This window comes from Pseudomonas sp. HD57-3 (assembly GCF_056113135.1).
In genome coordinates this window covers 1,349,720-1,374,348 of record NZ_CM148568.1, presented here as the reverse complement: position 1 = coordinate 1,374,348, position 24,629 = coordinate 1,349,720, and the positions used below count along the sequence as shown (strand labels likewise).

Sequence of the window (24,629 nt, the reverse complement as noted above, 5' to 3'; positions counted from 1 at the left end):
CGTTGCCTGGAGCTCCACAGCTATGACCGCCCCCGAACACACGCCCGAGCTGCATGACGCCGCGCTGGACAACTACCACGCCATCGCCGACGCCATTGCCACGCTGTTCTTTCCCCACGCCGAAGTGGTGTTGCATGACCTGCGCACGCAGAAGGTCGACTACATCGCCAACAACCTGTCGAAACGGGTGATCGGCGATGAATCGTCGCTGGAAGACATGCTCAGCGACGACGTCAGCGAACGGAACATCGGCCCGTACGAAAAGCTCAATTGGGACGGTCAGAAGATACGAAGCCTGAGCACCGTGCTGCGCGACAGCGAAGGTCATCCGCTGGCGGTGCTGTGCATCAATCTGAATATTTCGCTGTTCGAGAACGCCAAGGCTGCGCTGGACCTGTTCCTCTCGCCGAGCAAACTGATCCCGCAACCGGACTCGCTGTTCCGCGATGACTGGCAGGAGCGCATCAACACTTTCCTGCACGCCTGGCTACGCGAGCGGCAACTGAGCCTGAACCTGCTGACCCGCGATCACAAACGCGAACTGGTGCTGGCGCTGCACGCCGAAGGGGCGTTCAAGGGCAAGAGCGCCTCGAACTATGTGGCCAATGTGCTGAACATGGGACGGGCGACGGTGTACAAGCATTTGAAGGAATTGAAGGGCTGAAACCGTGCAGCCTGCAAAGGCTGCACGGTCTTCAGACTCAGTCGCCGTAGATGTCCGACTTGAAGTACTTCTCGGAAATCTTCTGATATTCGCCACTGGCGCGAATACCGTCGATAGCAGTGTTCAACTGACTGACCAGTTCGGCGTTGCCCTTGCGCACCGCGATCCCGGCGCCCTCGCCCACATACTTCGGATCCTTCAACTCAGGCCCGACGAAGGCGTAACCCTTGCCGCGCGGCATCGACAGGAAGTCGGTCAGCGGGATGGTGTCGGCGAAGATCGCATCGAGACGCCCGGCCGCCAGGTCCATGTAGATTTCTTCGTTGTTGCCGTAACGCTTGACGTTGATGCCCTTGGGCTCGAACACCTCGGTCGCGTAACGGTCGGTGGTGGTCGCACGCTGCACGCCGACGGTCTTGCCCTTGAGGCTGGCGTACTGGTCATCGACGCTCGCGCCGTCCTTCATCACCAGCCGCGAAGAGGTGAAATAGTACTTGTGGGTGAAGTCCACCGACTTCTTGCGGTCTTCGTTGATGGTCATGGACGACAGCGCCATGTCGATTTTCTTCACTTTCAGGGAAGGAATCAGACCGTCGAACTCGCCCTCGACCCACACGCACTTGACCTGCATCTGCGCGCACAGGGCATTGCCGATGTCGTAGTCGAAACCGACGATTTCACCTTTGTCGGTCTTCGAGGCGAAGGGCGGGTACGCTGCTTCGATACCGATGCGCAGGGTTTTCTCGGCGGCGAACGCACTGCTGCACGCCAACAGGCTCAGTGCCAGACCGGTGATGAGGGGGAATTTCTTCATGTTCGTTCTCTCGCGGGTTGTTGTTGGTTTGGCAAGACAGAAGAAAAAGCTGAAACGGGGAAAGACCTTTTTTGTACTTGTAAATCCATACTGGACTTTTACGTACAAACCGTCAATTGGGCGAGACCGATCATTTCTGGCCGATGGTCGGGGAGGTGAACTTGAGGGAATTGGTGATTCGGATGGCCTCTTCGCGAGCAAGCTCGCTCCCACAAGGATCATCAAAAACCTGTGGGAGCGAGTTTGCTCGCGAAGACTGACTTTAAGTCGACAGAGGAATTACTGCTTCCAGCGATCCGCCGCCGCATGATCGCTGTCACGGCCTTCGACCCAGCGCGGGCCGTCGCTGGTGTTTTCTTTCTTCCAGAAGGGTGCGCGGGTTTTCAGGTAATCCATGACGAAGGCGCAGGCGTCGAACGCTGCCTGGCGGTGTGCACTGGCGGCGGCGACGAACACGATCGGCTCGCCCGGTTCCAGCGCGCCGATTCGGTGCAGCACTTCCAGTTTCAACAGCGGCCAGCGCTCCTCGGCCTCCACGGCAATCTTGCCGAGGGCCTTTTCGGTCATTCCCGGATAGTGTTCGAGGAACATCCCGGCGACATCGAGGCCATCGTTGAAGTCACGCACGTAGCCGACAAAACTCACCACCGCGCCGACGCCGACATTGGCCGCGTGCATCGCGTTGACTTCAGCGCCCGGATCGAACGGTTCGCACTGCACCCGAATGCGCATGTCTCAGCCTCCGGTCACGGTAGGAAAAAACGCCACTTCGTCGCCATCGACCACCGGTTCGTCGAGCTGGCAGAGGTCTTCGTTGCGCGCGCACATCAGGTTTTGCTCGCTGAGCACATCGGCGCCCTCACGCTGCGCCAGCAACGCACGAACGTCATCGACGGTGGCGAAATCACCCTCGACCTTCACCGAGTCCACGCCCAGTGCCTCGCGGTAGCGGGCAAAAAACTTCACGGTCAGGTTCATGGCTGCTCCGCCTGGAAATGCCCGCTCTTGCCGCCAACCTTTTCCAGCAGACGCACGCTTTCGATGGTCATGCCACGGTCCACGGCCTTGCACATGTCGTAGATGGTCAGGGCGGCGACGCTGGCGGCGGTCAGCGCTTCCATCTCGACGCCGGTCTGCCCGGACAATTTGCAGCGAGCCACGATACGCACCGCGTCATCGCCTTCGGCACTGAGTTCGACCTTGACGCCGGTCAGCATCAGCGGATGACACAGGGGAATCAGGTCACTGGTTTTCTTCGCCGCCTGAATGCCGGCAATGCGCGCCACGGCGAACACATCGCCCTTGGGATGGCCACCGCTGACGATCATCTGCAGGGTGTCGGGAAGCATGCGCACCAGCGCTTGGGCCGTCGCTTCACGGAACGTCACGGCTTTTTCGGTGACGTCGACCATGTTGGCGCGACCTTGGGAATCGAGATGAGTCAGCACGGGATTACTCCTGATCAGGAGCGCCGATTGTAAACCTGGGGGTCAGAATTGCGCACATAAAAAACCGGGCGACTTTGCAGTCGCCCGGTTCGGTTTGACGGTTACAGATGCGATTCGGCGTATTCGGCCAGGATCGAGCGAGGCACCCCTTGCAGGGTGATGTGCACACCGTTGGGGAAATCCTTGAAGCGTTCGGTCAAGTAGGTCAGCCCGGAGCTGGTCGCGGACAGGTAAGGGGTGTCGATCTGTGCCAGGTTGCCCAGGCACACCACTTTGGAACCGGCGCCGGCCCGGGTGATGATGGTTTTCATCTGGTGCGGCGTGAGGTTCTGGCATTCGTCGATCAGGATCAGGCTCTGCTGGAAGCTGCGGCCGCGAATGTAGTTGAGCGATTTGAACTGCAACGGCACTTTGCTGAGGATGTAGTCGACGCTGCCATGGGTGTTTTCATCATCCATGTGCAAGGCTTCGAGGTTGTCGGTGATGGCGCCCAGCCAAGGCTCCATTTTTTCCGCTTCGGTACCTGGCAGGAAGCCGATTTCCTGGTCCAGGCCCTGCACGCTGCGGGTGGCGATGATGCGGCGATAACGCTTGCTGACCATGGTCTGCTCGATCGCAGCGGCCAGCGCCAGAATGGTTTTACCCGAACCGGCGGCGCCGGACAGGTTGACCAGGTGAATGTCCGGATCCAGCAGCGCATACAGCGCCAGGCTCTGGTAGATGTCCCGTGGCTTGAGGCCCCAGGCTTCCTGGTGCAGCAGCGGTTCCTGATGCAGGTCGAGGATCAGCAGCTTGTCCTCTTCGATCTCCTTGATCCAGCCGACGAAGCCCTGCTCATCAATGATGAACTCGTTGATGTGCACGGCGGGCAGGTTGTCGATCAGCTGTACCTGATGCCAGGTGCGGCCGTGGTCCTGACGGGTTTCGACCTTGCTCACGCGGTCCCAGAAGGAGCCGGTCATGTTGTGATAGCCGTTGGGCAGCAGGGACACGTCGTCGACCAGTTGGTCGGTGCTGTAGTCCTCGGCGTCGATCCCGCAGGCGCGCGCCTTGAGGCGCATGTTGATGTCTTTGGTGACCAGCACCACCGGTTTTTTCGGGTCGCGGGTGTGCAGATCGATCAGCTGGTTGATGATTTTGTTGTCGTTCAGATGCTCGGGCAGAATCAGGTTCGATTCGGCCTGCTTGCTCATCAGAATCGACAGCAAGCCCTTCGGGCCGCCCTTGCCGCGCTGGATCGGCACGCCCTGTTCGACGTCATCGGGTGAAGCATCGCCCAGGGTCTTGTCGATCAGCCGGATAGCCTGACGGCATTCGGCGGCCACGCTGTGATGCCCGCTCTTGAGCTTGTCCAGCTCTTCAAGCACGGTCATCGGGATCGCGACGTGGTGTTCTTCGAAATTCAGCAGGGCGTTTGGATCGTGAATCAGTACGTTGGTATCGAGTACATAAAGGATTGGCTGGTTGGAGGAAGGGCTACGTCCGTGATCATCCATACTCGGTCACCTTTGTGGGAGCCATTCGACGCAATACCTCGGCGGTGCTGCGCCTCGAAGTGACTGCCGAATCCACCTGCACAGCTTTTGTCGGGATAGCAGGTGAACCGCACACAAAATGGGTCTTGGAAGACGCCACCTGTGTTGCAGGTTTCGGCGGTCTGACTTCGTAATACTCCAAAACCCGTGACAGAAAAAAGCACTTTGACGCTTTTTTGAAGTTTATTTTGCAAAGTGACGAAAAGCCCTTGGCGGACTGCCCTGCCCCCGTTAGAGTCGGAAGTCCGCCTGCATCGAATTTTGCAAAAAATTCACCCCAAGCCCAATGTTTCCGGGCTCTTGCCGTTTTTCAGCGAAACGCGTCCTGACAGTCTTCCCAGCCGATGCCGCTTTGCGCGGTTTGCGTGATCAGCCACGGCAACGCGGTCTTCACCGCATCCTGCTTCATGTTGAAATTGATCACCCCGTGCCGCCACAGCAGCATCAGGGTCAGCACCCGCTGCGCGCTCGGAGCGCCCTTGAGCTTGCCGGCGCCGTCCTGGGCATCGATGTCCCACAGCGCCACTTGCAGGCCCTGACTGTTGAAGAAACCCCGGGCATCGCTGCGACGTTGGCCTTCCGGCGGACGGAACAGCGGCACGTAGTTTTCCGGCAGTTTGTTCTTGACCAGATCGGCACTGCGCCGCACCGAATCCTGCCAGTCCTGCCAGTGGCTGTGGGAGCGGAACTCCCAGCCCTGCACGCCGACGCACTGTTGCGAAAACGCCGCTTGCAGACTGCTGACGGAACGGTCGGCCAGCCGCGCCTGAACATCCTTGCCCAACATGAAGAAGGTACCGCTCAGGTTCGACTTGCGCAGGTACTCGGTAAGCCAGTCGGTGTTGTCCGGTTGCAGGTTGGCGGCGCTGTCGAAACTCAACAGAAACAAGCGGTCGTGCATGTCGTCGCCGTTGCGCTCGTAGTCTCCGAAATGATCGAGTTCGCTGGTGGTCTGCGGCGAGAGCGCAGCCTTGCGCATCAGCTCATCGAGGTATTGCAGGTGGAAGATCCGGCTCGGTTCGGCCCACTTGGTGTAATAGCTTTCGTCGCTGACCACGAATTTGGCGGCCTGCTCGCGCAGGGTCGGCAGGTCTTCGACGAGGAAGCAGAAGGAGGCGTCCTGATCGCAGCTTTGCTGGGCGAAGTTGTAATTGGCCAGCAGACGCTGCCACAGGCGCTCGCGCAGGCTGTTGATTGCATCCAGATTGACCGTACGCAGCCCCAGACGCTGGGCCAGCGCCGCTTCGTCCAGCGCTTCGGTGCCGAGCAGGCCTCGGGCGAACATCAGGATTTCCGCCCGCGAGGCGACGTCGAACAGGGTCGGATTGTCGAGTTTTTCCGGCCAGGTGCTGCGATCCAGCGTCGCGATATCGCCCGGCGCCGCAACGGCACCGACGCTCAACAGCCACGCGGTGAAAAAAAGAACAATGCGCAAAGGGTGTCTCCATAACAAAACCCGCGCCGCACTATAGCCGATCCGACTGGTAAACCGCCGATCACCTATGGACGTGATAGCTGGAGTCATCCGCCCCAACCCCCTAGAATCGCCCCCACGATTAAAGGAGACGACTTCATGCTGATGGTGATTTCCCCCGCCAAGACCCTCGATTACGAAACACCGCCGGCGACCCAGCGCTTCACCCAGCCGCAATACCTCGACCACTCCCAGGAACTGATCCAGCAACTGCGCGAGCTGAGCCCGGCGCAGATCAGCGAACTGATGCACGTGTCCGACAAGATCGGCGGCCTCAACGCCGCGCGTTTCGGCAGCTGGACACCAGCGTTCACGCCGGAAAACGCCAAGCAGGCACTGCTGGCTTTCAAGGGCGACGTCTACACCGGACTCGACGCCCAGAGCTTCAGCGAAGCCGATTTCGATTACGCGCAACAGCACTTGCGCATGCTCTCCGGCCTCTACGGCCTGCTGCGTCCGCTCGACCTGATGCAGCCGTATCGCCTGGAAATGGGCACCAAACTGGCCAACGCCCGAGGCAAGGACTTGTACGCCTTCTGGGGCACGCGCATCAGCGAATGGCTGAACGAAGCGCTGGCCGACCAGGGCGATGACGTGCTGCTGAACCTGGCGTCCAACGAATACTTCTCGGCGGTCAAACGCACGGCCCTGAACGCGCGGATCATCAATACCGAGTTCAAGGACCTGAAGAACGGCCAGTACAAGATCATCAGCTTCTACGCCAAGAAAGCCCGGGGCCTGATGAGCCGCTTCGTGATCCAGGAACGCATCAACGACCCGGCGACCCTCAAGCAGTTCGATGTGCAGGGTTATCGCTACAGCGCCGAGCAATCGAAACCGGATAATCTGGTGTTTCTACGCGATCACGCCCCCGAATAAAGCATGCCTAATGCACGACTCTTTATATGAAGAGTCGTGCAGCTCGCACGATGTCAAAAAACCCTCGCCATATTTCGCCATTTTACTGGCGCCAGAAAAACCTCCCTGTCTTTTCTAAGATTAGTTTCACTCGACACTGATCATTTTTTTCAGTAGTGGCACCTAAATTTTTTCACAGTAGTGGCACAAAACTATCTAACGTGATTTTTCGCCTGTTATTAAAGGTCGAAAACGAAATTGCTATCAAATTGATACTGGTGCCATCTCCGACAATATTTCAAGAAATTTCAGATTTCGCGATGAGCGGACAGGAACTTCGTCCGAATGCATAGCTCATACCACCGGTAACGATTCTCGCCGAGTTTGTACGAGATAACTTACGCGGAGCAGATAGCCATGTAACCAAGTTGTCACAGCAACTTGCCTAGATGACTAACTAGTCTCAAATCAGACGATGGACAGGAGATACGCACCATTAATATCCCCTACAAAGGCCATGGCCGCGCCCTTATAAACGTGCTCGCCTGAGCACCCAACCGCTTGATTTACGGGACTTTAATCCTGACATCGAGCGCGCAAGACGATTGCACAAGAGTCTTCTCCAAAGAAGATCGGCTGCATAACAGGGCACGTCATAACAACAAGGCCTGGTTACGCACATCTTGAGTGCACTTATTTAGACACTCGAAACTTAGTATGCCTGCACACGGCATTGTGGCGCCTGTATGCCGCACTTTCGAGTGCACTAATGAACGCTGAACACCATTAACTCCGGCCCTCTAAGGCCTGATATATACAGAGGTAATTGCGATGCGCATCAGCATATTTGGTTTGGGTTACGTTGGCGCAGTATGTGCCGGTTGCCTGTCTGCTCGGGGCCATGACGTGGTTGGCGTCGATGTTGCCAAAGACAAGATCGACATGATCAACGCTGGCAAATCTCCCATTGTCGAACCGGGCCTGGGCGAGTTGCTGGCACAAGGTATCCAGACCGGTCGTCTGCGCGGCACGACCAACTTCGCCGAAGCGATTCGCGACACCGACCTGTCGATGATCTGCGTCGGCACGCCGAGCAAGAAGAACGGCGACCTGGAACTGAACTACATCGAAGCGGTGTGCCGCGAGATCGGTTTTGTCCTGCGTGAAAAGTCCACCCGCCACACCATCGTCGTGCGCAGCACCGTTCTGCCGGGCACCGTGGCAAACGTTGTCATCCCGATCCTCGAAGACTGCTCCGGCAAAAAAGCCGGCGTTGATTTCGGTGTCGCCGTGAACCCTGAGTTCCTGCGTGAATCCACCGCGATCGCCGACTACGACCTGCCACCGATGACCGTCATCGGCGAGTTCGACAAGGCGTCGGGCGACGTTCTGCAATCGCTGTACGAAGAACTCGACGCACCGATCATCCGCAAGGACATCGCCGTCGCCGAGATGATCAAGTACACCTGCAACGTCTGGCACGCGACCAAAGTGACCTTCGCCAACGAGATCGGCAACATCGCCAAAGCGGTGGGCGTCGATGGCCGCGAAGTGATGGACGTGGTCTGCCAGGACAAAACCCTCAACCTGTCCCAGTACTACATGCGCCCAGGCTTCGCTTTCGGCGGCTCGTGCCTACCCAAAGATGTGCGCGCCCTGACCTACCGCGCCGGCTCCCTGGACGTCGAAGCGCCGCTGCTCAACTCGCTGATGCGCAGCAACGAATCGCAAGTGCAGAACGCCTTCGACATCGTTGAAAGCCACGACAAACGCAAAGTCGCCCTGCTCGGCCTGAGCTTCAAGGCCGGCACCGACGACCTGCGCGAGAGTCCGCTGGTGGAACTGGCCGAGATGCTGATCGGCAAGGGTTACGACCTGAGCATCTACGACAGCAACGTCCAGTACGCCCGTGTCCACGGCGCGAACAAGGACTACATCGAGTCGAAGATCCCGCACGTGTCGTCCCTGCTCAACGCGGACTTCGATTCGGTGATCGACAACTCCGACGTGATCATCCTCGGCAACCGCGACGAGAAGTTCCGCGCGCTGGCCCAGCAGGCCCCGCACGGCAAGCAGGTCATCGACCTGGTCGGCTTCATGGCCAAGGCCACCGATGCCGGCACCCGCACCGAAGGCATCTGCTGGTAACGCAGCAGCAAGCCCCGAGTTTCAAGCCGCACGCCGTGAATCGGCGGGCGGTTTGAAGCCCCCATCACCTTCGGATGACGGTCATGTCCAAGCTCAAACATTTTTTTCTGCAATCCGCCGGCTGGCTTTTGTTTCTGAGCCTGCTGATGGGCCTGGCCCTGATGCTGCCCACGTCCACGTTCGACTCCGAGTCGAAGGACTTCATTTTCCTGATTGGCGCCGTGGGTATCTGGCGCTACTCGATGGGTGCCACGCACTTCGTGCGCGGCATGATTTTTCTCTACATCGTTTACCCGCACCTGCGCCGCAAGGTTCGCAAGCTGGGTAAAGCGGCGGATCCGTCGCATGTGTTTCTGATGGTCACCAGTTTTCGCATCGACGCGTTGACCACCGCGCAGGTCTACAGCTCGGTGATCCGCGAAGCCATCGACTGCGAACTGCCGACCACCGTGGTCTGCTCCATCGTCGAAATGTCCGATGAGCTGCTGGTCAAGGCGCTGTGGGCGCGGATGAATCCGCCGGAACGCGTGAAGCTCGACTTCGTGCGTATTCCCGGCACCGGCAAGCGCGATGGCCTGGCGTTTGGTTTCCGCGCGATCTCCCGTCACCTGCCGGACGACCGCGCCGTGGTGGCCGTGATCGACGGCGACACCGTGCTCGGCGAAGGCACCGTGCGCAAGACCGTGCCGTGGTTCCAGCTGTTCGGCAACGTCGGCGGCCTGACCACCAACGAGTTCTGCGAAGTGCGCGGCGGCTACATCATGAGCGAATGGCACAAGCTGCGTTTCGCCCAGCGCCACATCAACATGTGTTCGATGGCCCTGTCCAAGCGCGTGCTGACCATGACCGGGCGCATGTCGGTGTTCCGCGCCACCGTGGTCACCAACCCGGAATTCATCGCCGACGTCGAAAGCGACTCGCTGCAACACTGGCGTCTGGGCCGTTTCAAGTTCCTGACCGGCGACGACAAGTCGAGCTGGTTCAGCCTGATGCGCCTGGGCTACGACACCTTCTACGTGCCGGACGCGGCGATCAACACCGTTGAGCACCCGCCGGAAAAGAGCTTCATCAAGGCCAGCCGCAAACTGATGTTCCGCTGGTACGGCAACAACCTGCGGCAGAACTCCCGGGCGCTGGGCCTGGGCGTGAAACGCCTCGGCGCCTTCACCTCGGTGGTGCTGTTCGACCAGCGCGTTTCGATGTGGACATCCTTGCTCGGCCTGACCGTGGCAATCATCGCCAGCTTCAAGTACGGCACCGCGTTCATCCTGGTTTACCTGCTGTGGATCGGCATCACCCGTCTGATTCTGACGCTGCTGCTGTCGTGCTCGGGCCACCGGATCGGACCGGCCTACCCTGCGATTCTCTATTACAACCAGATTGTCGGCGCGCTGGTGAAGATCTACGTGTTCTTCCGCCTCGACCAACAATCCTGGACCCGACAACCCACTTCCCTGACCCGTGATCTCGCCAGCTTTCAACGTTGGTTCAACACCTGGTCGTCTCGGACCATGACCTTCTCCGCCGGCAGCATTTTCGTCGCCGTGCTGCTGATGATGGTCTGACCCGCCCCCTCTTGAATTAACAAGGAAATCGCCCCTATGAATACCGCCGTCAACGTCAACGTAGTGCATGAATCCGAAGCCCAGCGTCAGCACGCCCGGGTCAAAATCCCGGCCAAGCTGCGGTTCTTCGGCCCAGACCGGACGCCAGTCGATGCGCGGGTCATCGACCTGTCTGCCGGTGGCCTGGCGTTCAATGCCGGTCAACTGCCGCTGACCGTCGGCGAGGTGTACAAGGCGCGTCTGCAATTCGTCATCGACAACCTCGGCCTGGCCATGGACGTGGAGCTGCAGGTGCGCTCCTTCGACCGCCAGACCGGCCGTGCCGGGTGCCAGTTCCAGAACCTCGAACCGCAGGACATTTCGACCCTGCGCCACCTGATCACTTCGCACCTGGCCGGTGACATCGTCAGCATCGGCGAAGTGCTGGCAACCCTGCAGCGCGACAACTTCACCAAGGCGCGCAAGGTCAAGGACGGCGGCCACGGCATGACCCCGTTCGGTCGCCTGAAAGCCGTGACCTTCAGCGCCGGTGTGTTCGCGGTCGGCCTGGTGGCGGCGGGGTTCATTTTCAAATCGGTGTACAGCATGTACTTCGTCAGCCATGCGCAGGCCGGTCTGGTCAGCGTGCCGGGCATGAACATCACCATGCCGCGCGACGGCACCGTGCAGAGCCTGGTGAAGTCCGACGGCGTTGCCGCCAAGGGCGCACCGCTGGCGACGTTCAGCACCAGCATGCTCGACGTACTCAAGGGCCATCTGGAAGAAGATCAACTGTCTCCGGCCAAGGTTGAAGAACTGTTCGGCAAGCAAATGACCGGCACCCTGACCTCGCCGTGCGACTGCACCGTGGCCCAGCAACTGGTGGCTGACGGTCAGTACGCGAGCAAAGGTGACGTGATCTTCTCGCTGGTACCGCGCAACACCCAGGCCACCGTCGATGCGCGCTTCTCCTATCGCCAGTTCGGCGACGTGCGTCCGGGCACTCCGGTGAGCTTCCAGATCGCCGGCGAAGACAAGACCCGCACCGGCAAGATCGTCAGCAGCACCAGCCTGAAAAGCGCCGACCTGTCCTCCGACATCCGCGTGCAGATCCAGCCTGACGAACCGCTGGACAGCCGCTTCGCCGGCCGCCCGGTGGAAGTGAACAGCGACCGTGGTCCGAACCTGAACTGGCTGATCGACAAAGCCATGGCTGCCGGTCTTTAAGTCGAGGACATGCCCGTGACGAGCCCTATCAGAATCCTGCCGGTCCCGCTGACGCTGGCCATGGCAATCGCCCTGGCCGGTTGCGCCGGCCTGCCCGACCAGCGTCTGGCCAACGAAGCGCTCAAGCGCGGTGACACCGCGACCGCCGCGCAGAACTACCGTGCGCTGGCCGACCTGGGTTACAGCGAAGCCCAGGTGGGCCTCGCCGATATCCAGGTCGACAGCCGCGACCCGGAACAAATGAAACAGGCCGAAGCCACCTACCGCGCAGCCGCCAGTGTTTCGCCGCGTGCCCAGGCCCGACTCGGTCGTCTGCTGGTGGCCAAGCCCGGCTCCACCGAGGCCGAGCATCAGGAAGCCGAAAGCCTGCTGAAGAAAGCCGCCGCCAGTGGCGAAGGCAACACGCTGATCCCGCTCGCGATGCTGTACCTGCAATACCCGCACAGCTTCCCGAACATCAACGCTCAGCAGCAGATCGATCAGTGGCGCAAATCCGGTTACCCGGAAGCCGGTCTCGCCCAGGTGCTGCTGTATCGCACCCAGGGCACTTACGACCAGCACCTGGATGACGTGGAAAAGATCTGCAAGGCCGCGCTCAACACCACCGACATCTGCTACGTCGAGCTGGCCACGGTCTATCAGAAACGGGGCGCGCCGGAGCAACAGGCGGAGCTGATCAAACAACTGCAGGCCGGTTACAGCCGCGGCACCGTCAGCGCTCAGCGCGTGGATTCGGTGGCCCGTGTGCTGGCCGATTCGACCTTGGGCAAGACCGACGAAAAAACCGCGCAGTCGCTGCTCGAACCGATCGCGCCGGGCTACCCGGCGTCGTGGGTCACCCTCGCGCAGCTGCTGTATGACTTCCCGGAACTGGGCGACACCGACCAGATGATGAAGTACCTGGACAACGGTCGCGCCGCCGACCAGCCGCGCGCCGAACTGTTGCTGGGCAAGCTCTACTACGAAGGCAAACTGGTTCCGGCCGACGCAAAAGTCGCCGAGGAACATTTCCAGAAAGCCGTCGGCCGCGAAGTCGCCGCCGATTACTACCTCGGCCAGATCTACCGCCGTGGCTACCTGGGCAAAGTCTATCCGCAGAAGGCCCTCGACCATCTGCTGACCGCTGCGCGCAACGGCCAGAACAGCGCCGACTTCGCCATCGCCCAGCTGTTTTCCCAAGGCAAGGGCACCAAGCCCGACCCGCTCAACGCCTACGTGTTCAGCCAGTTGGCAAAAGCCCAAAACACTCCGCAAGCCGATGAGCTGGCGACCACCCTCGCCGCGCAACTGCCGCCCGAGCGCCTGGCCGAAGCCCAGCGCCTGCTGCAACAGGAACAGGCGACCCGTGGCGCCCTGAGCCAGAACACGCTGCAACTGCACGCCCTGCAAGAAGAAGACGGCGAGGAAAAATTATGAAATTGAATCCCTTTGTGAAGGCCGGCATTGGCCTCACGTTCGCGCTGATCTGGTCTTGCCCGACCCTGGCCGCGATGACTGAATCGAAGAACTTCGGCCTCGAAGTGAAAATCACCGGCCAGTCCGAAGACGACCGCGACCTCGGCACCGCCAGCGGCGGCGACGTCAACGGCGTCGGCCTCGACCTGCGTCCGTGGGTCTATGGCGAAAGCGGCGCGTGGAGTGCCTACGCCATGGGCCAGGCCGTGACCTCGACCGACATCATCGAGACTGACACCCTGCAGCAGTCCGACAGCGAAGGCACCCAGACCACCGACAACGGCGACCGCAAGACCAAGAAAAACTACCTGGCGATGCGCGAGTTCTGGGTCGGCTACAGCGGCCTGACGCCCTACCCCGGCGAGATCCTCAAGTTCGGTCGCCAGCGCCTGCGCAACGACGACGGCCAGTGGCGCGACACCAACATCGAAGCCCTGAACTGGACCTTCGACACCACCCTGCTGCGGGCCAACGCCGGTGTCGCCGAACGCTTCAGCGAATACCGCACCGACCTCAAGGAGCTGGCGCCGAAAGACAAGGATCGCCTGCACGCCTACGCCGATGCCGCTTACCAGTGGACACCGGGCAACTGGGTCGGCATTCGCGGTCACCACACCCATGACGACGGCAAGCTCGACTATCCGGAGCCGGGCGTGGCCGGCGATTCGCTGGACAAGAAAGAAAACGGCGACATCAGCTGGCTCGGCCTGACCGCCGACAGCGACGCCTACAACTGGCGCAACACCAACACCGTCAACTACTGGGGCAGCATCACCGGCATGAGCGGCGACCGCGACACGGTCAACGCCCTCAACGCCGACGGCACCCGCCCGGCGCAGGCCAAGCGCAGCGACAACGTCGACGGCTGGGCCACCGACATCGGTGTGCGTCTGCGCCTCGACCCGCAATGGCAGGTCGGTGCGGCGTACGCCCGTGCCAGCGCCGATTACGAACAGAATGGCCTGGAAAGCAACCGCTCGAACTACACCGGTACTCGCTCCCGCGTTCACCGTTTCGGCGAAGCGTTCCGTGGCGAAATGAACAACATGCAGACCGCCACCCTGTTCGGTTCGTGGATGCTCAACGACCAGTACGACGCCAGCCTGATCTACCACAAGTTCTGGCGCGTGGACGGCAACAAGCCGGTGGGCAGCAACGGCATCAACGCCGTGGAAAACAACACCGACGACGTCACTGGCGCGATCCTCTCCAGCACCTCGCTGCCACTGCAGGACGGCAACAAGGATCTGGGCCAGGAAATGGATCTGGTGGTCACCAAGTACTTCAAGCAAGGCTTGCTGCCGGCGGCGCTGAGCCAGTCGATCGACGAGCCTTCGGCGCTGGTGCGTTTCCGTGGCGGCGTGTTCAAGCCGGGTGATGCCTATGGCAGCCAGGTCGATTCGTACATGCACCGCGCGTTCATCGACGTGATCTGGCGCTTCTGATGCTGACCGCCAAGGGAGTGCCCGACATGAACAGTGCCCGCAAAGGCTCACTCAGCCTGCTGGCCGGCGCGATGCTGCTGGCCTCGGCTGGCGCCTTCGCCAACGTGGAACCGGCCAAGCCTGTGACCACCGCGAAGGAGCTGCAACAGGCCAAGACCTACACCGTCAGCAGCGCGCCGACCGAAGCGCTGGAACTGGCCAAGCCGAAATTGCCCGACCTCTCCGGCTACACCGCCGAAGCCGCCGCCGCGAAAATCGTGCGCAGCAAACCGGGCAAGATCAGCGTACGCCGGATGATGCAGGAAGACGCCCTGAAGGACTTCATCGGCGGCGACAACAAGATGGCCGAATGGGTGGTGCGTCAGCACGGCATCCCGCAGGCGATCTTCGTCGACGACGGCTACATGAACCTGAAAGAGCTGGCGCAGAAACTGCCCAAGCAGTACTTCAGCGAAACCTCGCCGGGCGTGTATCTGGCCAAATTGCCGATCGTGGTCGGCCGTAAAGGCATACTCGAAATCGACGGTCAGACCCAGGAATTGCGTCTGTCCCAGGAGGCCGGTTCGTTCCTGGTCAACGACGGCCAGCTGTTCGTGCGTGACACCAAGGTCACTGGCTGGCGCGAGAAGGAAAACGGCCCGGCAACCTTCCGTTCGCCGAAGGAATTCCGCCCGTTCCTGCTGGCCTGGGGCGGGACCGAGACCTACATCGTCAACAGCAAGATGGCCAGCTTCGGCTACGCCAACAGTAAGTCCTACGGCGTGAGTATTTCCCAATACACGCCGAACATGGCCAAGGTGCTCAAGCGTCCCGAGCCGACTGGCTGGATCGTCGGCTCCGAGTTCTCGGACATGTGGTACGGCTTCTACTGCTACGAGACCCGCGACTTTGTGGTCAAGGGCAACACCTACAAGGACAACATCGTCTACGGCATCGACCCGCACGACCGTTCCCACGGTCTGATCATTGCCGAGAACACGGTGTACGGCACGAAGAAGAAGCACGGGATCATCATTTCCCGTGAGGTCAACGACAGCTTCATCTTCAACAACAAAAGCTACGACAACCACCTCTCGGGGCTGGTGATCGACCGTAACAGCGTCAACAACATCATTGCCTACAACGAGATCTACAAGAACCACACCGACGGCATCACCCTCTACGAGTCCGCCGACAACCTGCTGTGGGGCAACAAGGTCATCAGCAACAAGCGCCACGGCATCCGCATTCGTAACAGCGTGAACATCCGCCTCTACGAAAACGTCGCCATGGCCAACGGCCTGACCGGCGTCTACGGGCACATCAAGGACCTGACCGACACCGACCGTGACATCAAGCTCGACCCGTTCGACGCCCAGGTCTCGCTGATCGTGGTCGGCGGTGAACTGGCGGCCAACGGCAGCGGCCCGCTGTCGATCGATTCGCCACTGAGTGTCGAGCTGTATCGCGTGTCGATGCTGGCGCCGACCAAATCCAGCGGCATCAGCTTCAACGGCATCCTCGGCGAGCGCCAGGATGAAATTCTCGACCTGCTGGTGCGCCAGCAGAAAGCCGTGCTGATCGACCCTGTCGAACGCCAGACCGAAATGCGGGACTGAGGACAATTTTATGCACCCACACTTGATCAAGTTACTCAGCCTGTCGGCCCTGACCGTGGGCATTCTGGCGGCCAGCAACGGCGCTCGCGCGGACGAAGTCCAGCCGCCGAAATTCACCGCCGAGCCTTGCTGCAGCCTCTGCCCGGCCGCCCACGACGCGAAGAACTACACCACCCGCTATCAGCAGAACTTCACCACCCTGGTGCAGGCGCAGGGCGACTGGTTGTTCCGGACCCAGGAAGACTTGCGCACCGAGTTCAACACCACCCCGGCCGGCTACAAACGCCTGCAACAGCTGCACGACGCGTTCAAGGCCAAAGGCGTCGAACTGGTGATCGTCTACCAGCCGACCCGTGGTCTGGTGAACCGCAACAAGCTCAACCCGGCGGAAAAAGCCGCGTTCGATTACGAGAAAGCGCTGGGCAACTACAAGACCATGCTCGGCCGTTTCGCGAAGATGGGTTACGTGGTACCGGACCTGTCGCCGCTGACCAACGAATCGCTGCCGGACACCCTGCCCGCCCACGACTTCTACTTCCGTGGCGACCAGCACTGGACGCCTTACGGTGCGCAGCGCACGGCAAAAATCGTCGCCGAGAAGGTCAAGCAGATCCCGGCCTTCGCCGACATTCCCAAGCGTGAGTTCGAAACCAAACGCTCCGGGCGCATGGGCAAGACCGGCACCCTGCACAACATGGCCGGGCAACTGTGCGGCACCAGTTACGCGATCCAGTACATGGACCAGTTCACCACCGAGCCGAAAGGCGAGGCCGGTGACGGCGACCTGTTCGGTGATTCCGGCAATCCGCAAATCACCCTTGTGGGTACTTCGCACAGTGGCAAGAACTACAACTTCGCCGGCTTCCTTGAAGAAGCCATCGGCGCCGACATTCTCAACGTTGCCTTCCCGGGCGGCGGTCTGGAAGGTTCGATGTTGCAGTACCTGGGCAGCGACGAATTCCAGAAGACGCCACCGAAGATTCTCATCTGGGAATTCTCGCCGCTGTACCGCCTCGACCAGGAAACCATCTATCGCCAGATGATGTCCCTGCTCGACAACGGCTGCGAAGGCAAAGACGCGCAAATGTCCGCGAGCACCACGCTCAAGCCGGGCAGCAAACAAGAACTGCTGGTCAACAGCAAGAACCTGAACCTGCAGAACAGCAGCCATCAGGTCGACATCCGCTTCGCCGACACCTCGGTGAAAACCCTGCAAGCCACCCTCTGGTACATGAACGGTCGCCACGAGGACATCAAGATCGAGAAACCGGAAACCTCCGACACCGACGGTCGTTTCGCCTTTGAACTGCGCACGGACGAAGACTGGGCCTCGCAAAACCTGCTGGCGGTCGAAGTCCAGGGCCCGGAAGCGGGCACCGCGCCACAGAAAGTCGAAGCGAAAATCTGCAAACGCAACGTATTCCCGGGCGCTGGGCCACAAACCGCTCAGGTCGGGCAATGAGGTCTGCTATGCGAAATCCGAAACTGAAAACTCTTCTGGCGCCGACGCTGCTCGGGCTGGCGATCTTCGCCGGCACCGCGCAGGCCGCCGCGCCGCTGCGTCCTCCTCAGGGCTACTTTGCGCCTGTGGATAAATTCAAGACCGGAGACAAGAGCGAAGGCTGCGATGCGATGCCGACGCCCTACACCGGCCCGCTGCAATTTCGCAGCAAGTACGAAGGCTCGGACAAGGCCCGCGCGACGCTGAACGTGCAGTCGGAAAAAGCCTTTCGCGATACCACCAAAGACATCACCACCCTGGAGCGCGGCACCGCCAAGCGGGTGATGCAGTTCATGCGCGACGGTCGTCCGGAACAGCTCGACTGCACGCTGAATTGGTTGACCGCGTGGGCCAAGGCCGATGCGCTGATGTCGAAAGACTTCAACCACACCGGCAAGTCGATGCGCAAATGGGCGCTGGGCAGCATGGCCTCTTCGTACATTCGCCTGAAGTTCTCCGACTCCCATCCGCTGGCCCAGCACCAGCAGGAAGCGCAGTTGATCGAGGCCTGGTTCAGCAAGATGGCCGATCAGGTGGTCAGCGACTGGGACAACCTGCCGCTGGAAAAAACCAACAATCACTCGTACTGGGCAGCCTGGTCGGTGATGGCGACATCGGTCGCCACCAACCGTCGCGACCTGTTCGATTGGGCGGTCAAGGAATACAAGGTCGGGGTCAATCAGGTCGATGCCGACGGTTACCTGCCGAACGAACTCAAGCGCCAGCAACGCGCCCTCGCCTATCACAACTACGCCCTGCCGCCGCTGGCGATGATCGCCAGTTTCGCCCAGGTCAACGGTGTGGATCTGCGTCAGGAAAACAACGGTGCGCTGAAGCGTCTGGGTGACCGGGTGCTGGCCGGGGTGAAAGATCCCGAGGACTTCGAGAAGAAGAATGGCAAGGAACAGGACATGACCGATTTGAAAGAGGACATGAAATTCGCCTGGCTCGAACCGTTCTGCACCCTCTACACCTGTTCGCCGGATGTGATCGAGAAGAAGCACGGGATGCAGCCGTTCAAGACCTTCCGCCTGGGTGGCGACCTGACCAAGGTCTACGACCCGTCCCATGAAAAGGGCAACAAAGGTTCCTGACACTGACCGCTGATCGTTCCCACGCTCTGCGTGGGAATGCAGCCCGGGACGCTCCGCGTCCCATGCCGAAGCGGACGCAGAGCGTCCATTGAGGCATTCCCACGCAGACGGTTCGACGCCTCGACGTGGGAACGATCGTAGCTCTCCAGTTTTCAGCGGGGGGTTTGGGGGGGCTTTGGCCCTTGACTGTTGGTTCAAACATGGAGAGATCGGGATGGTATTTTCATCCAACGTGTTCCTGTTTCTGTTCTTGCCGATCTTTCTCGGCTTGTACTACCTGAGCGGGCAACGCTATCGCAACCTGCTGCTGCTGATCGCCAGCTACGTGTTCTACGCGTGGTGGCGGGTGGACTTCCTGGCGCTGTTCGCCGGCGTCACCCTGTGGAACTACTGGATCGGCCTGAAAGTCGGCGCCGCCGGCGTGCGCACCAAACCGGCCCAGCGCTGGCTGCTGCTCGGCGTGGCGGTGGATTTGTGCATCCTCGGCTACTTCAAGTACGCCAACTTCGGCGTCGACAGCATCAACGCGATGATGACGTCGGTCGGTCTGGAGCCGTTCATCCTGACCCACGTGCTGCTGCCGATCGGTATCTCGTTCTACATCTTCGAGTCGATCAGCTACATCATCGACGTCTACCGCGGCGACACCCCGGCCACCCGCAACCTGATCGACTTCGCAGCGTTCGTGGCGATCTTCCCGCACCTGATCGCCGGTCCCGTGCTGCGTTTCCGTGACCTGGCCGACCAGTTCAACAACCGCACACACACCCTCGACAAGTTCTCCGAGGGCTGCACGCGGTTCATGCAGGGTTTCATCAAGAAGGTCTTCATCGCCGACACCCTCGCCGTGGTCGCCGACCATTGCTTCGCCCTGCAAAACCCGACCACGGGCGATGCCTGGCTTGGCGCGCTGGCCTACACCGCGCAGCTGTATTTCGACTTCTCCGGTTACAGCGACATGGCCATCGGCCTGGGCCTGATGATGGGTTTCCGCTTCATGGAAAACTTCAAGCAGCCGTACATCAGCCAGTCGATCACCGAGTTCTGGCGCCGCTGGCACATCAGCCTGTCGACCTGGCTGCGTGACTACCTCTACATCACCCTCGGCGGCAACCGCAAAGGCACGCTGATGACCTATCGCAACCTGTTTCTGACCATGCTGCTCGGTGGTCTGTGGCACGGCGCGAACATCACCTACATCGTCTGGGGTGCATGGCACGGCATGTGGCTGGCGATTGAAAAAGCGCTGGGCCTCAACACTTCGCCGCGCAGCCTCAACCCGATCCGCTGGGCGCTGACCTTTCTGCTGGTGGTGATGGGCTGGGTAATCTTCCGCGCAGAAAACCTGCATGTCGCCGGCCGCATGTACGGCGCGATGTTCAGCTTCGGCGACTGGTCGCTGTCGGAACTCAATCAGGCCAGCCTCACCGGCCTGCAAGTCGCGACCCTCGTTGTGGCTTACGTGACCCTGGCGTTCTTCGGCCTGCGTGATCTGTACACCAATCAGCCGCCTGCCAAGAGCAAACCTGAAGTCAACGTTGAGGCCAACGGCCCTGCCACCGCGACCCCGGGAATGATCAAAGCTGCGCCCGGCGAAAACCCGGCGAGCATCCACGAGCCTGGCTACACCGTCGGCGTCGACGCCCAGGTGCAACCGGCGTACTGGACGGCGGACTGGTCGCGCTACGCAATGCGCGCCGTGATCCTGCTGCTGTTCATCGCCTCGATTCTCAAACTCTCGGCGCAAAGCTTCTCGCCGTTCCTTTACTTCCAGTTCTGAGGGATCTGACATGACCCGCTCATTACGCATCTTCTACATCGCGCTGTTTCTGGTGACCCTGCTGGTGCTCGGTCTGTGGTCGGTGCGCAGCTTCTTCGGCTTCAGCACCAACGCCGACGCGACGGTGCTCAACGGCCGCTGGACCAAAGCCGTGGAAACCCACTACGACGACGAATTCCCGATCAAGCGTCTGGGCACCAATCTCTGGGCCGCGCTGGATTTCAAACTGTTCAACGAAGGTCGTCCGGGCGTGGTGCTCGGTCGCGATCAGTGGTTGTACAGCGATGAGGAATTCAACCCGATCGTCAACGAAGAGCTGAACCTGCAAGGCAACTACGCGCTGGTCGAAGGCGTGCGCCAGACCCTGAAAGAGAAAGGCGTGAAACTGGTGATGGCGATCGTGCCGGCCAAGGTTCGCCTGTACCCGGAACACCTGGGTGAAGTGAAACCGGCGAGCATTCACGCCAACCTCTATCAGGACTTCCACGCTCGCGTCGCGGCGGACAAGATCCTTGCCCCCGACCTGCTCGGCCCACTGCAAGCCGCCAAGCAGAACGGTCAGCAAGTGTTCCTGCGCACCGACACCCACTGGACCCCGGAAGGCGCGGAAATCGCCGCCAACACCCTGGCCAAGACCATCGCTGACAAGTTCCCGCTCAGCGGCGAGCCGCAGCGTTTCGTCACCACGCCTGCCGAGAAGGTCACGCACAAGGGCGACCTGCGTCTGTTCCTGCCGCTGGATCCGCTGTTCGAAAACCTGATGCCGGCTCAAGAGCCGCTGCAAAAACGCAACACCGTGGCCGCCGCCGAGCAGCCTGCCGGTGACGACGCGCTGTTCGCCAACAGCGAAGTGCCGGTCGCGCTGATCGGCACCAGCTACAGCGCCAACCCCAACTGGAACTTCGTCGGTGCGCTCAAGCAAGCGCTGCACAGCGACGTCGTCAGCTACGCAGAAGACGGCCACGGCCCGATCCTGCCGATGCTCAGCTACCTGAAAAGCGACGACTTCAAGAACAGCCCGCCACAGGTGCTGATCTGGGAGTTTCCTGAACGATATCTGCCTGTGAACAACGAAATCGGCGACGCCGACCCGCAGTGGGTCGCAGAGCTTAAACAAGCCGGCGCGCGCCAACAAAACGTAGCAATCAACACTAAATCCGAGACGCCCGATCGGGCGCAAAACTGAAAGAGAGGTACACCATGACTTTCACTACTACTCCTCGTCGTCTCGCAAAACGCTTCGCACTCGTGGCTGGTCTGAGCGTGCTGTCGGTCCAGGCCTTCGCCGGTGGCGACGCTGCGCTGTACGGCCCGACTGCACCGAAAGGCTCGACCTTCGTGCGCGTCTACAACGCCAGCAACGCTGAAGTCAGCGCCACCGTCGGCAGCACCAATCTGAGCGACGTCGCGCCACTGGCCAGCAGCGACTTCAGCTTCATGCCGGGCGGCGACTACAGCGCCAAGGTCGGCAGCCAGACCCTGCCGGTAAAACTCGCTGGTGACCACTACTACACCCTGGTCAACAACGCTTCCGGCGCGCCGCAACTGATCGAAGAACCACCGTTCAAGAACAAGCAGAAATCCCTGGTGCGCGTGCAGAACCTCAGCGACAAACCGCTGACCCTGAAGACCGCCGACGGCAAGACCGACGTGGTGCCGAACGTGGCCGCCAAGGGCCGTGGCGAGCGTGAAATCAACCCGGTGAAAGTCAGCCTCGCGCTGTATGAAGGCGACAAGAAAGTCGGCGACGTGAAACCGGTCGCCCTGGAGCGCGGTGAGGCAGCAGTGCTGTACGTCACCGGCAATGGCAGCAACCTGTCGCCAGTCTGGGTGAAACGCCCGGTGTCGACTCGCTAAGCACATGAAACCGGGCAGCCGTCGCTGCCCGGCACGGAACAACAACAAGAGTGAAACGACACAACGTTCGTGGCTCTGACCCAATCGATTTTATGGAGTAAACAATATGATTCCGGTGATCTTGTCAGGTGGTAGCGGCTCACGTCTTTGGCCGCTTTCGCGCAAGCAGTTTCCCAAGCAGTTCCTCGCCCTGACCGGCGAACACACGCTGTTCCAGCAAACCCTCGAGCGTCTGGTGTTCGAAGGCATGGACACCCCGATCGTGGTCTGCAACAAGGATCACCGCTTCATCGTCAACGAACAGCTGAGCAACCGGAACCTCGAATGCCAGCGCATCCTGATGGAACCGTTCGGCCGCAACACCGCGCCGGCTGTGGCGCTGACCGCGATGATGCTGGTCAATGAAGGTCGTGACGAACTGATGCTGGTGCTGCCGGCGGACCACGTTCTCGAAGACCAGAAAGCCCTGCAACGTGCGCTGGCCCTGGCCACCGTCGCCGCCGAAAACGGCGAGATGGTGCTGTTCGGCGTGCCGGCCACCAAACCGGAAACCGGTTACGGCTACATCAAGTCCACCGGCGATTCGCTGCTGCCGGAAGGCGTCAGCCGTGTCTCGCACTTCGTCGAAAAACCCGACGTCAAACGCGCCACCGAATACGTCGAGTCCGGCGGTTACTACTGGAACAGCGGCATGTTCCTGTTCCGCGCCAGCCGCTTCCTCGAAGAGCTGAAAAAGCATGATCCGGACATCTACGACACCTGCCTGCTGACCCTCGAGCGCAGCGCTCAGGACAACGACACCATCACCTTCGACGAAGCCACCTTCGCCTGCTGCCCGGACAACTCCATCGACTACTCGGTGATGGAAAAAACCCAGCGCGCCTGCGTGGTGCCGCTGACTGCCGGCTGGAGCGATGTCGGTTGCTGGTCGTCGCTGTGGGAAGTCAACGAGAAGGACGCCAACGGCAACGTCAGCAAGGGCGATGTGGTGATCCAGGACAGCAAGAACTGCATGATCCACGGCAACGGCAAACTGGTTTCGGTGATCGGTCTGGAAAACATCGTGGTGGTCGAAACCAAGGACGCCATGATGATCGCCCACAAGGACAAGGTCCAAGGCGTCAAGCAGATGGTCAACACCCTCAACGAGCAGGGCCGCAGCGAAACCCAGAACCATCTTGAGGTCTACCGTCCGTGGGGCTCCTACGATTCGGTGGACATGGGCGGTCGCTTCCAGGTCAAGCACATCACGGTCAAGCCGGGCGCGTGCCTGTCGCTGCAGATGCACCACCACCGCGCCGAACACTGGATCGTGGTCAGCGGCACTGCCGAAGTGACCTGCGATGAAAACGTGTTCCTGCTCTGCGAGAACCAGTCGACCTACATCCCGATTGCCTCGGTGCATCGCCTGCGCAACCCGGGCAAGATCCCGCTGGAAATCATCGAAGTGCAATCGGGCTCGTACCTGGGCGAAGACGATATCGAGCGCTTCGAGGACATCTACGGTCGCTCCACCCCGATCGAACGCGGCGTGTCGGTGAAAACCATCGCGCAGTAAGCGTTCCGTAAAACAAGAAGCCCCCGTCCAGCCCGCTGCGTCCCCTATCCGCAGCGGGTTGGGCGGGGGCTTTTTTTTTCGCCAACCGCCTCCAGGCTTAGGTAGGATGAACCTTCCCTGCCCACGAGGTTTCGCGACATGTTCATCGGCGTCTTGCTGGTCATCACCTGGCTGATCCTGCTGTTGCGCTACCCGGCCAAGGCCTTGCCGGTGTCCATGGCCGCCGCCGTCGGCCTCGGGTTGGTGGCGATGTGGGTGGTGTGGCTGGACAACCGCGAGGTCAAGCAACTGGCGCGCCTGGAATTGCGCATCGTCTATGCCCCCGAACACTGCCCCGCCGACCGCCCGCTGCTGCTCAAGATGAACAACGGCAACGACGTGCCACTGACCGAACTGCGCTGGCGCATCGCGGCGTACGCACCGGGCGACACCGTGAATCTGGCCGACAATCAATACGCCGCCCCACGCTATCGCGGCCCCGGCGAATTGCAGCCCGGCGGCAACTGGGAAGACTGCCTGCCGATGCCGCCGTTGCGCCCCGGTTATCGCCCGCAAACCCTGGAGTTTCGCGCAGAGCGATTGCAGGGTAGTTTCTCCGACTGATCCCCTCTCCCACTCTTTTGCACAAG

The 24,629-nt window shown here is 60.7% G+C and carries 21 protein-coding genes; 15 read left to right on the top strand and 6 right to left on the bottom strand.

Annotated elements, in window-relative coordinates:
* Positions 1–22: 22 nt before the first annotated feature.
* Positions 23–664 (top strand): helix-turn-helix transcriptional regulator, encoded by a 642-nt coding sequence (locus AC0R79_RS06075; RefSeq protein ID WP_007957327.1) that lies wholly within the window; start codon positions 23–25, stop codon positions 662–664.
* Positions 665–701: 37 nt separating this feature from the next.
* Here the strand turns inward: AC0R79_RS06075 and AC0R79_RS06070 are convergent, their stop codons facing one another.
* The 6 genes from AC0R79_RS06070 to AC0R79_RS06045 all read right to left on the bottom strand — a co-directional run bounded on the left by AC0R79_RS06070 (position 702) and on the right by AC0R79_RS06045 (position 5,896).
* Complete coding sequence (locus AC0R79_RS06070) at positions 702–1,478, bottom strand: ABC transporter substrate-binding protein (protein ID WP_127796987.1); 777 nt, start codon at positions 1,476–1,478, stop codon at positions 702–704.
* 279 nt (positions 1,479–1,757) lie between these two features.
* A complete protein-coding gene (moaE, locus tag AC0R79_RS06065) occupies positions 1,758–2,210 on the bottom strand; it encodes a molybdopterin synthase catalytic subunit MoaE (protein ID WP_474733681.1) in 453 nt (150 codons plus the stop codon).
* 3 nt (positions 2,211–2,213) lie between these two features.
* Entirely contained in the window at positions 2,214–2,456 is a 243-nt protein-coding gene (locus AC0R79_RS06060) for a MoaD/ThiS family protein (RefSeq protein WP_064382453.1), read from the bottom strand.
* Complete coding sequence (gene moaC / locus AC0R79_RS06055; RefSeq protein WP_007957321.1) at positions 2,453–2,926, bottom strand: cyclic pyranopterin monophosphate synthase MoaC; 474 nt, start codon at positions 2,924–2,926, stop codon at positions 2,453–2,455. The genes AC0R79_RS06060 and moaC overlap by 4 nt, the downstream gene beginning before the upstream one ends.
* Positions 2,927–3,027: 101 nt before the next feature.
* Positions 3,028–4,422, bottom strand: a complete 1,395-nt coding sequence (locus AC0R79_RS06050) for a PhoH family protein (protein ID WP_007957320.1) — start codon at positions 4,420–4,422, stop codon at positions 3,028–3,030.
* Between the two features lie 349 nt (positions 4,423–4,771).
* Entirely contained in the window at positions 4,772–5,896 is a 1,125-nt protein-coding gene (locus AC0R79_RS06045; protein WP_474733678.1) for a polysaccharide deacetylase family protein, read from the bottom strand.
* A gap of 138 nt (positions 5,897–6,034) precedes the next feature.
* Between AC0R79_RS06045 and yaaA the strand changes: the two genes are divergently transcribed.
* The 14 genes from yaaA to AC0R79_RS05975 all read left to right on the top strand — a co-directional run bounded on the left by yaaA (position 6,035) and on the right by AC0R79_RS05975 (position 24,603).
* The gene (yaaA, locus tag AC0R79_RS06040; protein WP_375745561.1) at positions 6,035–6,814 is read left to right on the top strand and encodes a peroxide stress protein YaaA; all 780 of its coding nucleotides are present in this window, start codon (positions 6,035–6,037) and stop codon (positions 6,812–6,814) included.
* A gap of 810 nt (positions 6,815–7,624) precedes the next feature.
* Complete coding sequence (locus tag AC0R79_RS06035; RefSeq protein ID WP_192563603.1) at positions 7,625–8,941, top strand: nucleotide sugar dehydrogenase; 1,317 nt, start codon at positions 7,625–7,627, stop codon at positions 8,939–8,941.
* 83 nt (positions 8,942–9,024) lie between these two features.
* Entirely contained in the window at positions 9,025–10,506 is a 1,482-nt protein-coding gene (alg8, locus tag AC0R79_RS06030; RefSeq protein WP_007957312.1) for a mannuronan synthase, read from the top strand.
* A gap of 36 nt (positions 10,507–10,542) precedes the next feature.
* Positions 10,543–11,712, top strand: a complete 1,170-nt coding sequence (locus AC0R79_RS06025; RefSeq protein WP_127796984.1) for an alginate biosynthesis protein Alg44 — start codon at positions 10,543–10,545, stop codon at positions 11,710–11,712.
* A gap of 9 nt (positions 11,713–11,721) precedes the next feature.
* Positions 11,722–13,128: an alginate biosynthesis TPR repeat lipoprotein AlgK gene (algK, locus tag AC0R79_RS06020; RefSeq protein WP_207985095.1), complete on the top strand. Its 1,407-nt coding sequence runs from the start codon at positions 11,722–11,724 to the stop codon at positions 13,126–13,128.
* On the top strand, positions 13,125–14,612 hold the full coding sequence (locus tag AC0R79_RS06015; RefSeq protein ID WP_085608137.1) for an alginate export family protein: 1,488 nt from the start codon (positions 13,125–13,127) through the stop codon (positions 14,610–14,612). Before algK ends, AC0R79_RS06015 begins: the two co-directional genes overlap by 4 nt.
* A gap of 26 nt (positions 14,613–14,638) precedes the next feature.
* Positions 14,639–16,210 (top strand): mannuronan 5-epimerase AlgG, encoded by a 1,572-nt coding sequence (algG, locus tag AC0R79_RS06010; RefSeq protein WP_085608181.1) that lies wholly within the window; start codon positions 14,639–14,641, stop codon positions 16,208–16,210.
* Between the two features lie 10 nt (positions 16,211–16,220).
* Positions 16,221–17,672, top strand: a complete 1,452-nt coding sequence (locus tag AC0R79_RS06005) for an alginate O-acetyltransferase (RefSeq protein ID WP_127796980.1) — start codon at positions 16,221–16,223, stop codon at positions 17,670–17,672.
* Positions 17,673–17,680: 8 nt separating this feature from the next.
* Positions 17,681–18,805 carry a mannuronate-specific alginate lyase gene (locus AC0R79_RS06000; RefSeq protein ID WP_085690595.1) on the top strand — a complete coding sequence of 375 codons (1,125 nt, stop codon included), beginning with the start codon at positions 17,681–17,683 and terminating at the stop codon, positions 18,803–18,805.
* 214 nt (positions 18,806–19,019) lie between these two features.
* Positions 19,020–20,585 carry an MBOAT family O-acyltransferase gene (locus AC0R79_RS05995; RefSeq protein ID WP_127796979.1) on the top strand — a complete coding sequence of 522 codons (1,566 nt, stop codon included), beginning with the start codon at positions 19,020–19,022 and terminating at the stop codon, positions 20,583–20,585.
* Between the two features lie 10 nt (positions 20,586–20,595).
* Entirely contained in the window at positions 20,596–21,771 is a 1,176-nt protein-coding gene (locus AC0R79_RS05990; protein ID WP_474733673.1) for an alginate O-acetyltransferase, read from the top strand.
* Between the two features lie 14 nt (positions 21,772–21,785).
* On the top strand, positions 21,786–22,442 hold the full coding sequence (locus AC0R79_RS05985) for an alginate O-acetyltransferase AlgF (RefSeq protein WP_085608134.1): 657 nt from the start codon (positions 21,786–21,788) through the stop codon (positions 22,440–22,442).
* Positions 22,443–22,548: 106 nt separating this feature from the next.
* On the top strand, positions 22,549–24,000 hold the full coding sequence (locus AC0R79_RS05980; protein ID WP_007957301.1) for a mannose-1-phosphate guanylyltransferase/mannose-6-phosphate isomerase: 1,452 nt from the start codon (positions 22,549–22,551) through the stop codon (positions 23,998–24,000).
* Positions 24,001–24,138: 138 nt separating this feature from the next.
* Positions 24,139–24,603, top strand: coding sequence for a hypothetical protein (locus AC0R79_RS05975; RefSeq protein WP_007957299.1), 465 nt, complete (start codon positions 24,139–24,141; stop codon positions 24,601–24,603).
* The last annotated feature ends 26 nt before the right edge of the window (positions 24,604–24,629 follow it).

What these genes read in the sequence shown, in the direction of transcription:
- AC0R79_RS06075 (WP_007957327.1), top strand. Translation starts at nt 23, where the DNA reads ATGACCGCCCCCGAACACACGCCCGAGCTGCATGACGCCGCGCTGGAC.
- AC0R79_RS05985 (WP_085608134.1), top strand. Translation starts at nt 21,786, where the DNA reads ATGACTTTCACTACTACTCCTCGTCGTCTCGCAAAACGCTTCGCACTC.
- AC0R79_RS06005 (WP_127796980.1), top strand. Translation starts at nt 16,221, where the DNA reads ATGCACCCACACTTGATCAAGTTACTCAGCCTGTCGGCCCTGACCGTG.
- AC0R79_RS06000 (WP_085690595.1), top strand. Translation starts at nt 17,681, where the DNA reads ATGCGAAATCCGAAACTGAAAACTCTTCTGGCGCCGACGCTGCTCGGG.
- AC0R79_RS05975 (WP_007957299.1), top strand. Translation starts at nt 24,139, where the DNA reads ATGTTCATCGGCGTCTTGCTGGTCATCACCTGGCTGATCCTGCTGTTG.
- AC0R79_RS06050 (WP_007957320.1), bottom strand. Translation starts at nt 4,422, where the DNA reads ATGGATGATCACGGACGTAGCCCTTCCTCCAACCAGCCAATCCTTTAT.
- AC0R79_RS06025 (WP_127796984.1), top strand. Translation starts at nt 10,543, where the DNA reads ATGAATACCGCCGTCAACGTCAACGTAGTGCATGAATCCGAAGCCCAG.
- algG (WP_085608181.1), top strand. Translation starts at nt 14,639, where the DNA reads ATGAACAGTGCCCGCAAAGGCTCACTCAGCCTGCTGGCCGGCGCGATG.
- AC0R79_RS05980 (WP_007957301.1), top strand. Translation starts at nt 22,549, where the DNA reads ATGATTCCGGTGATCTTGTCAGGTGGTAGCGGCTCACGTCTTTGGCCG.
- AC0R79_RS05995 (WP_127796979.1), top strand. Translation starts at nt 19,020, where the DNA reads ATGGTATTTTCATCCAACGTGTTCCTGTTTCTGTTCTTGCCGATCTTT.
- AC0R79_RS06015 (WP_085608137.1), top strand. Translation starts at nt 13,125, where the DNA reads ATGAAATTGAATCCCTTTGTGAAGGCCGGCATTGGCCTCACGTTCGCG.
- AC0R79_RS06060 (WP_064382453.1), bottom strand. Translation starts at nt 2,456, where the DNA reads ATGAACCTGACCGTGAAGTTTTTTGCCCGCTACCGCGAGGCACTGGGC.
- alg8 (WP_007957312.1), top strand. Translation starts at nt 9,025, where the DNA reads ATGTCCAAGCTCAAACATTTTTTTCTGCAATCCGCCGGCTGGCTTTTG.
- AC0R79_RS05990 (WP_474733673.1), top strand. Translation starts at nt 20,596, where the DNA reads ATGACCCGCTCATTACGCATCTTCTACATCGCGCTGTTTCTGGTGACC.
- moaE (WP_474733681.1), bottom strand. Translation starts at nt 2,210, where the DNA reads ATGCGCATTCGGGTGCAGTGCGAACCGTTCGATCCGGGCGCTGAAGTC.
- yaaA (WP_375745561.1), top strand. Translation starts at nt 6,035, where the DNA reads ATGCTGATGGTGATTTCCCCCGCCAAGACCCTCGATTACGAAACACCG.
- AC0R79_RS06070 (WP_127796987.1), bottom strand. Translation starts at nt 1,478, where the DNA reads ATGAAGAAATTCCCCCTCATCACCGGTCTGGCACTGAGCCTGTTGGCG.
- AC0R79_RS06035 (WP_192563603.1), top strand. Translation starts at nt 7,625, where the DNA reads ATGCGCATCAGCATATTTGGTTTGGGTTACGTTGGCGCAGTATGTGCC.
- algK (WP_207985095.1), top strand. Translation starts at nt 11,722, where the DNA reads ATGCCCGTGACGAGCCCTATCAGAATCCTGCCGGTCCCGCTGACGCTG.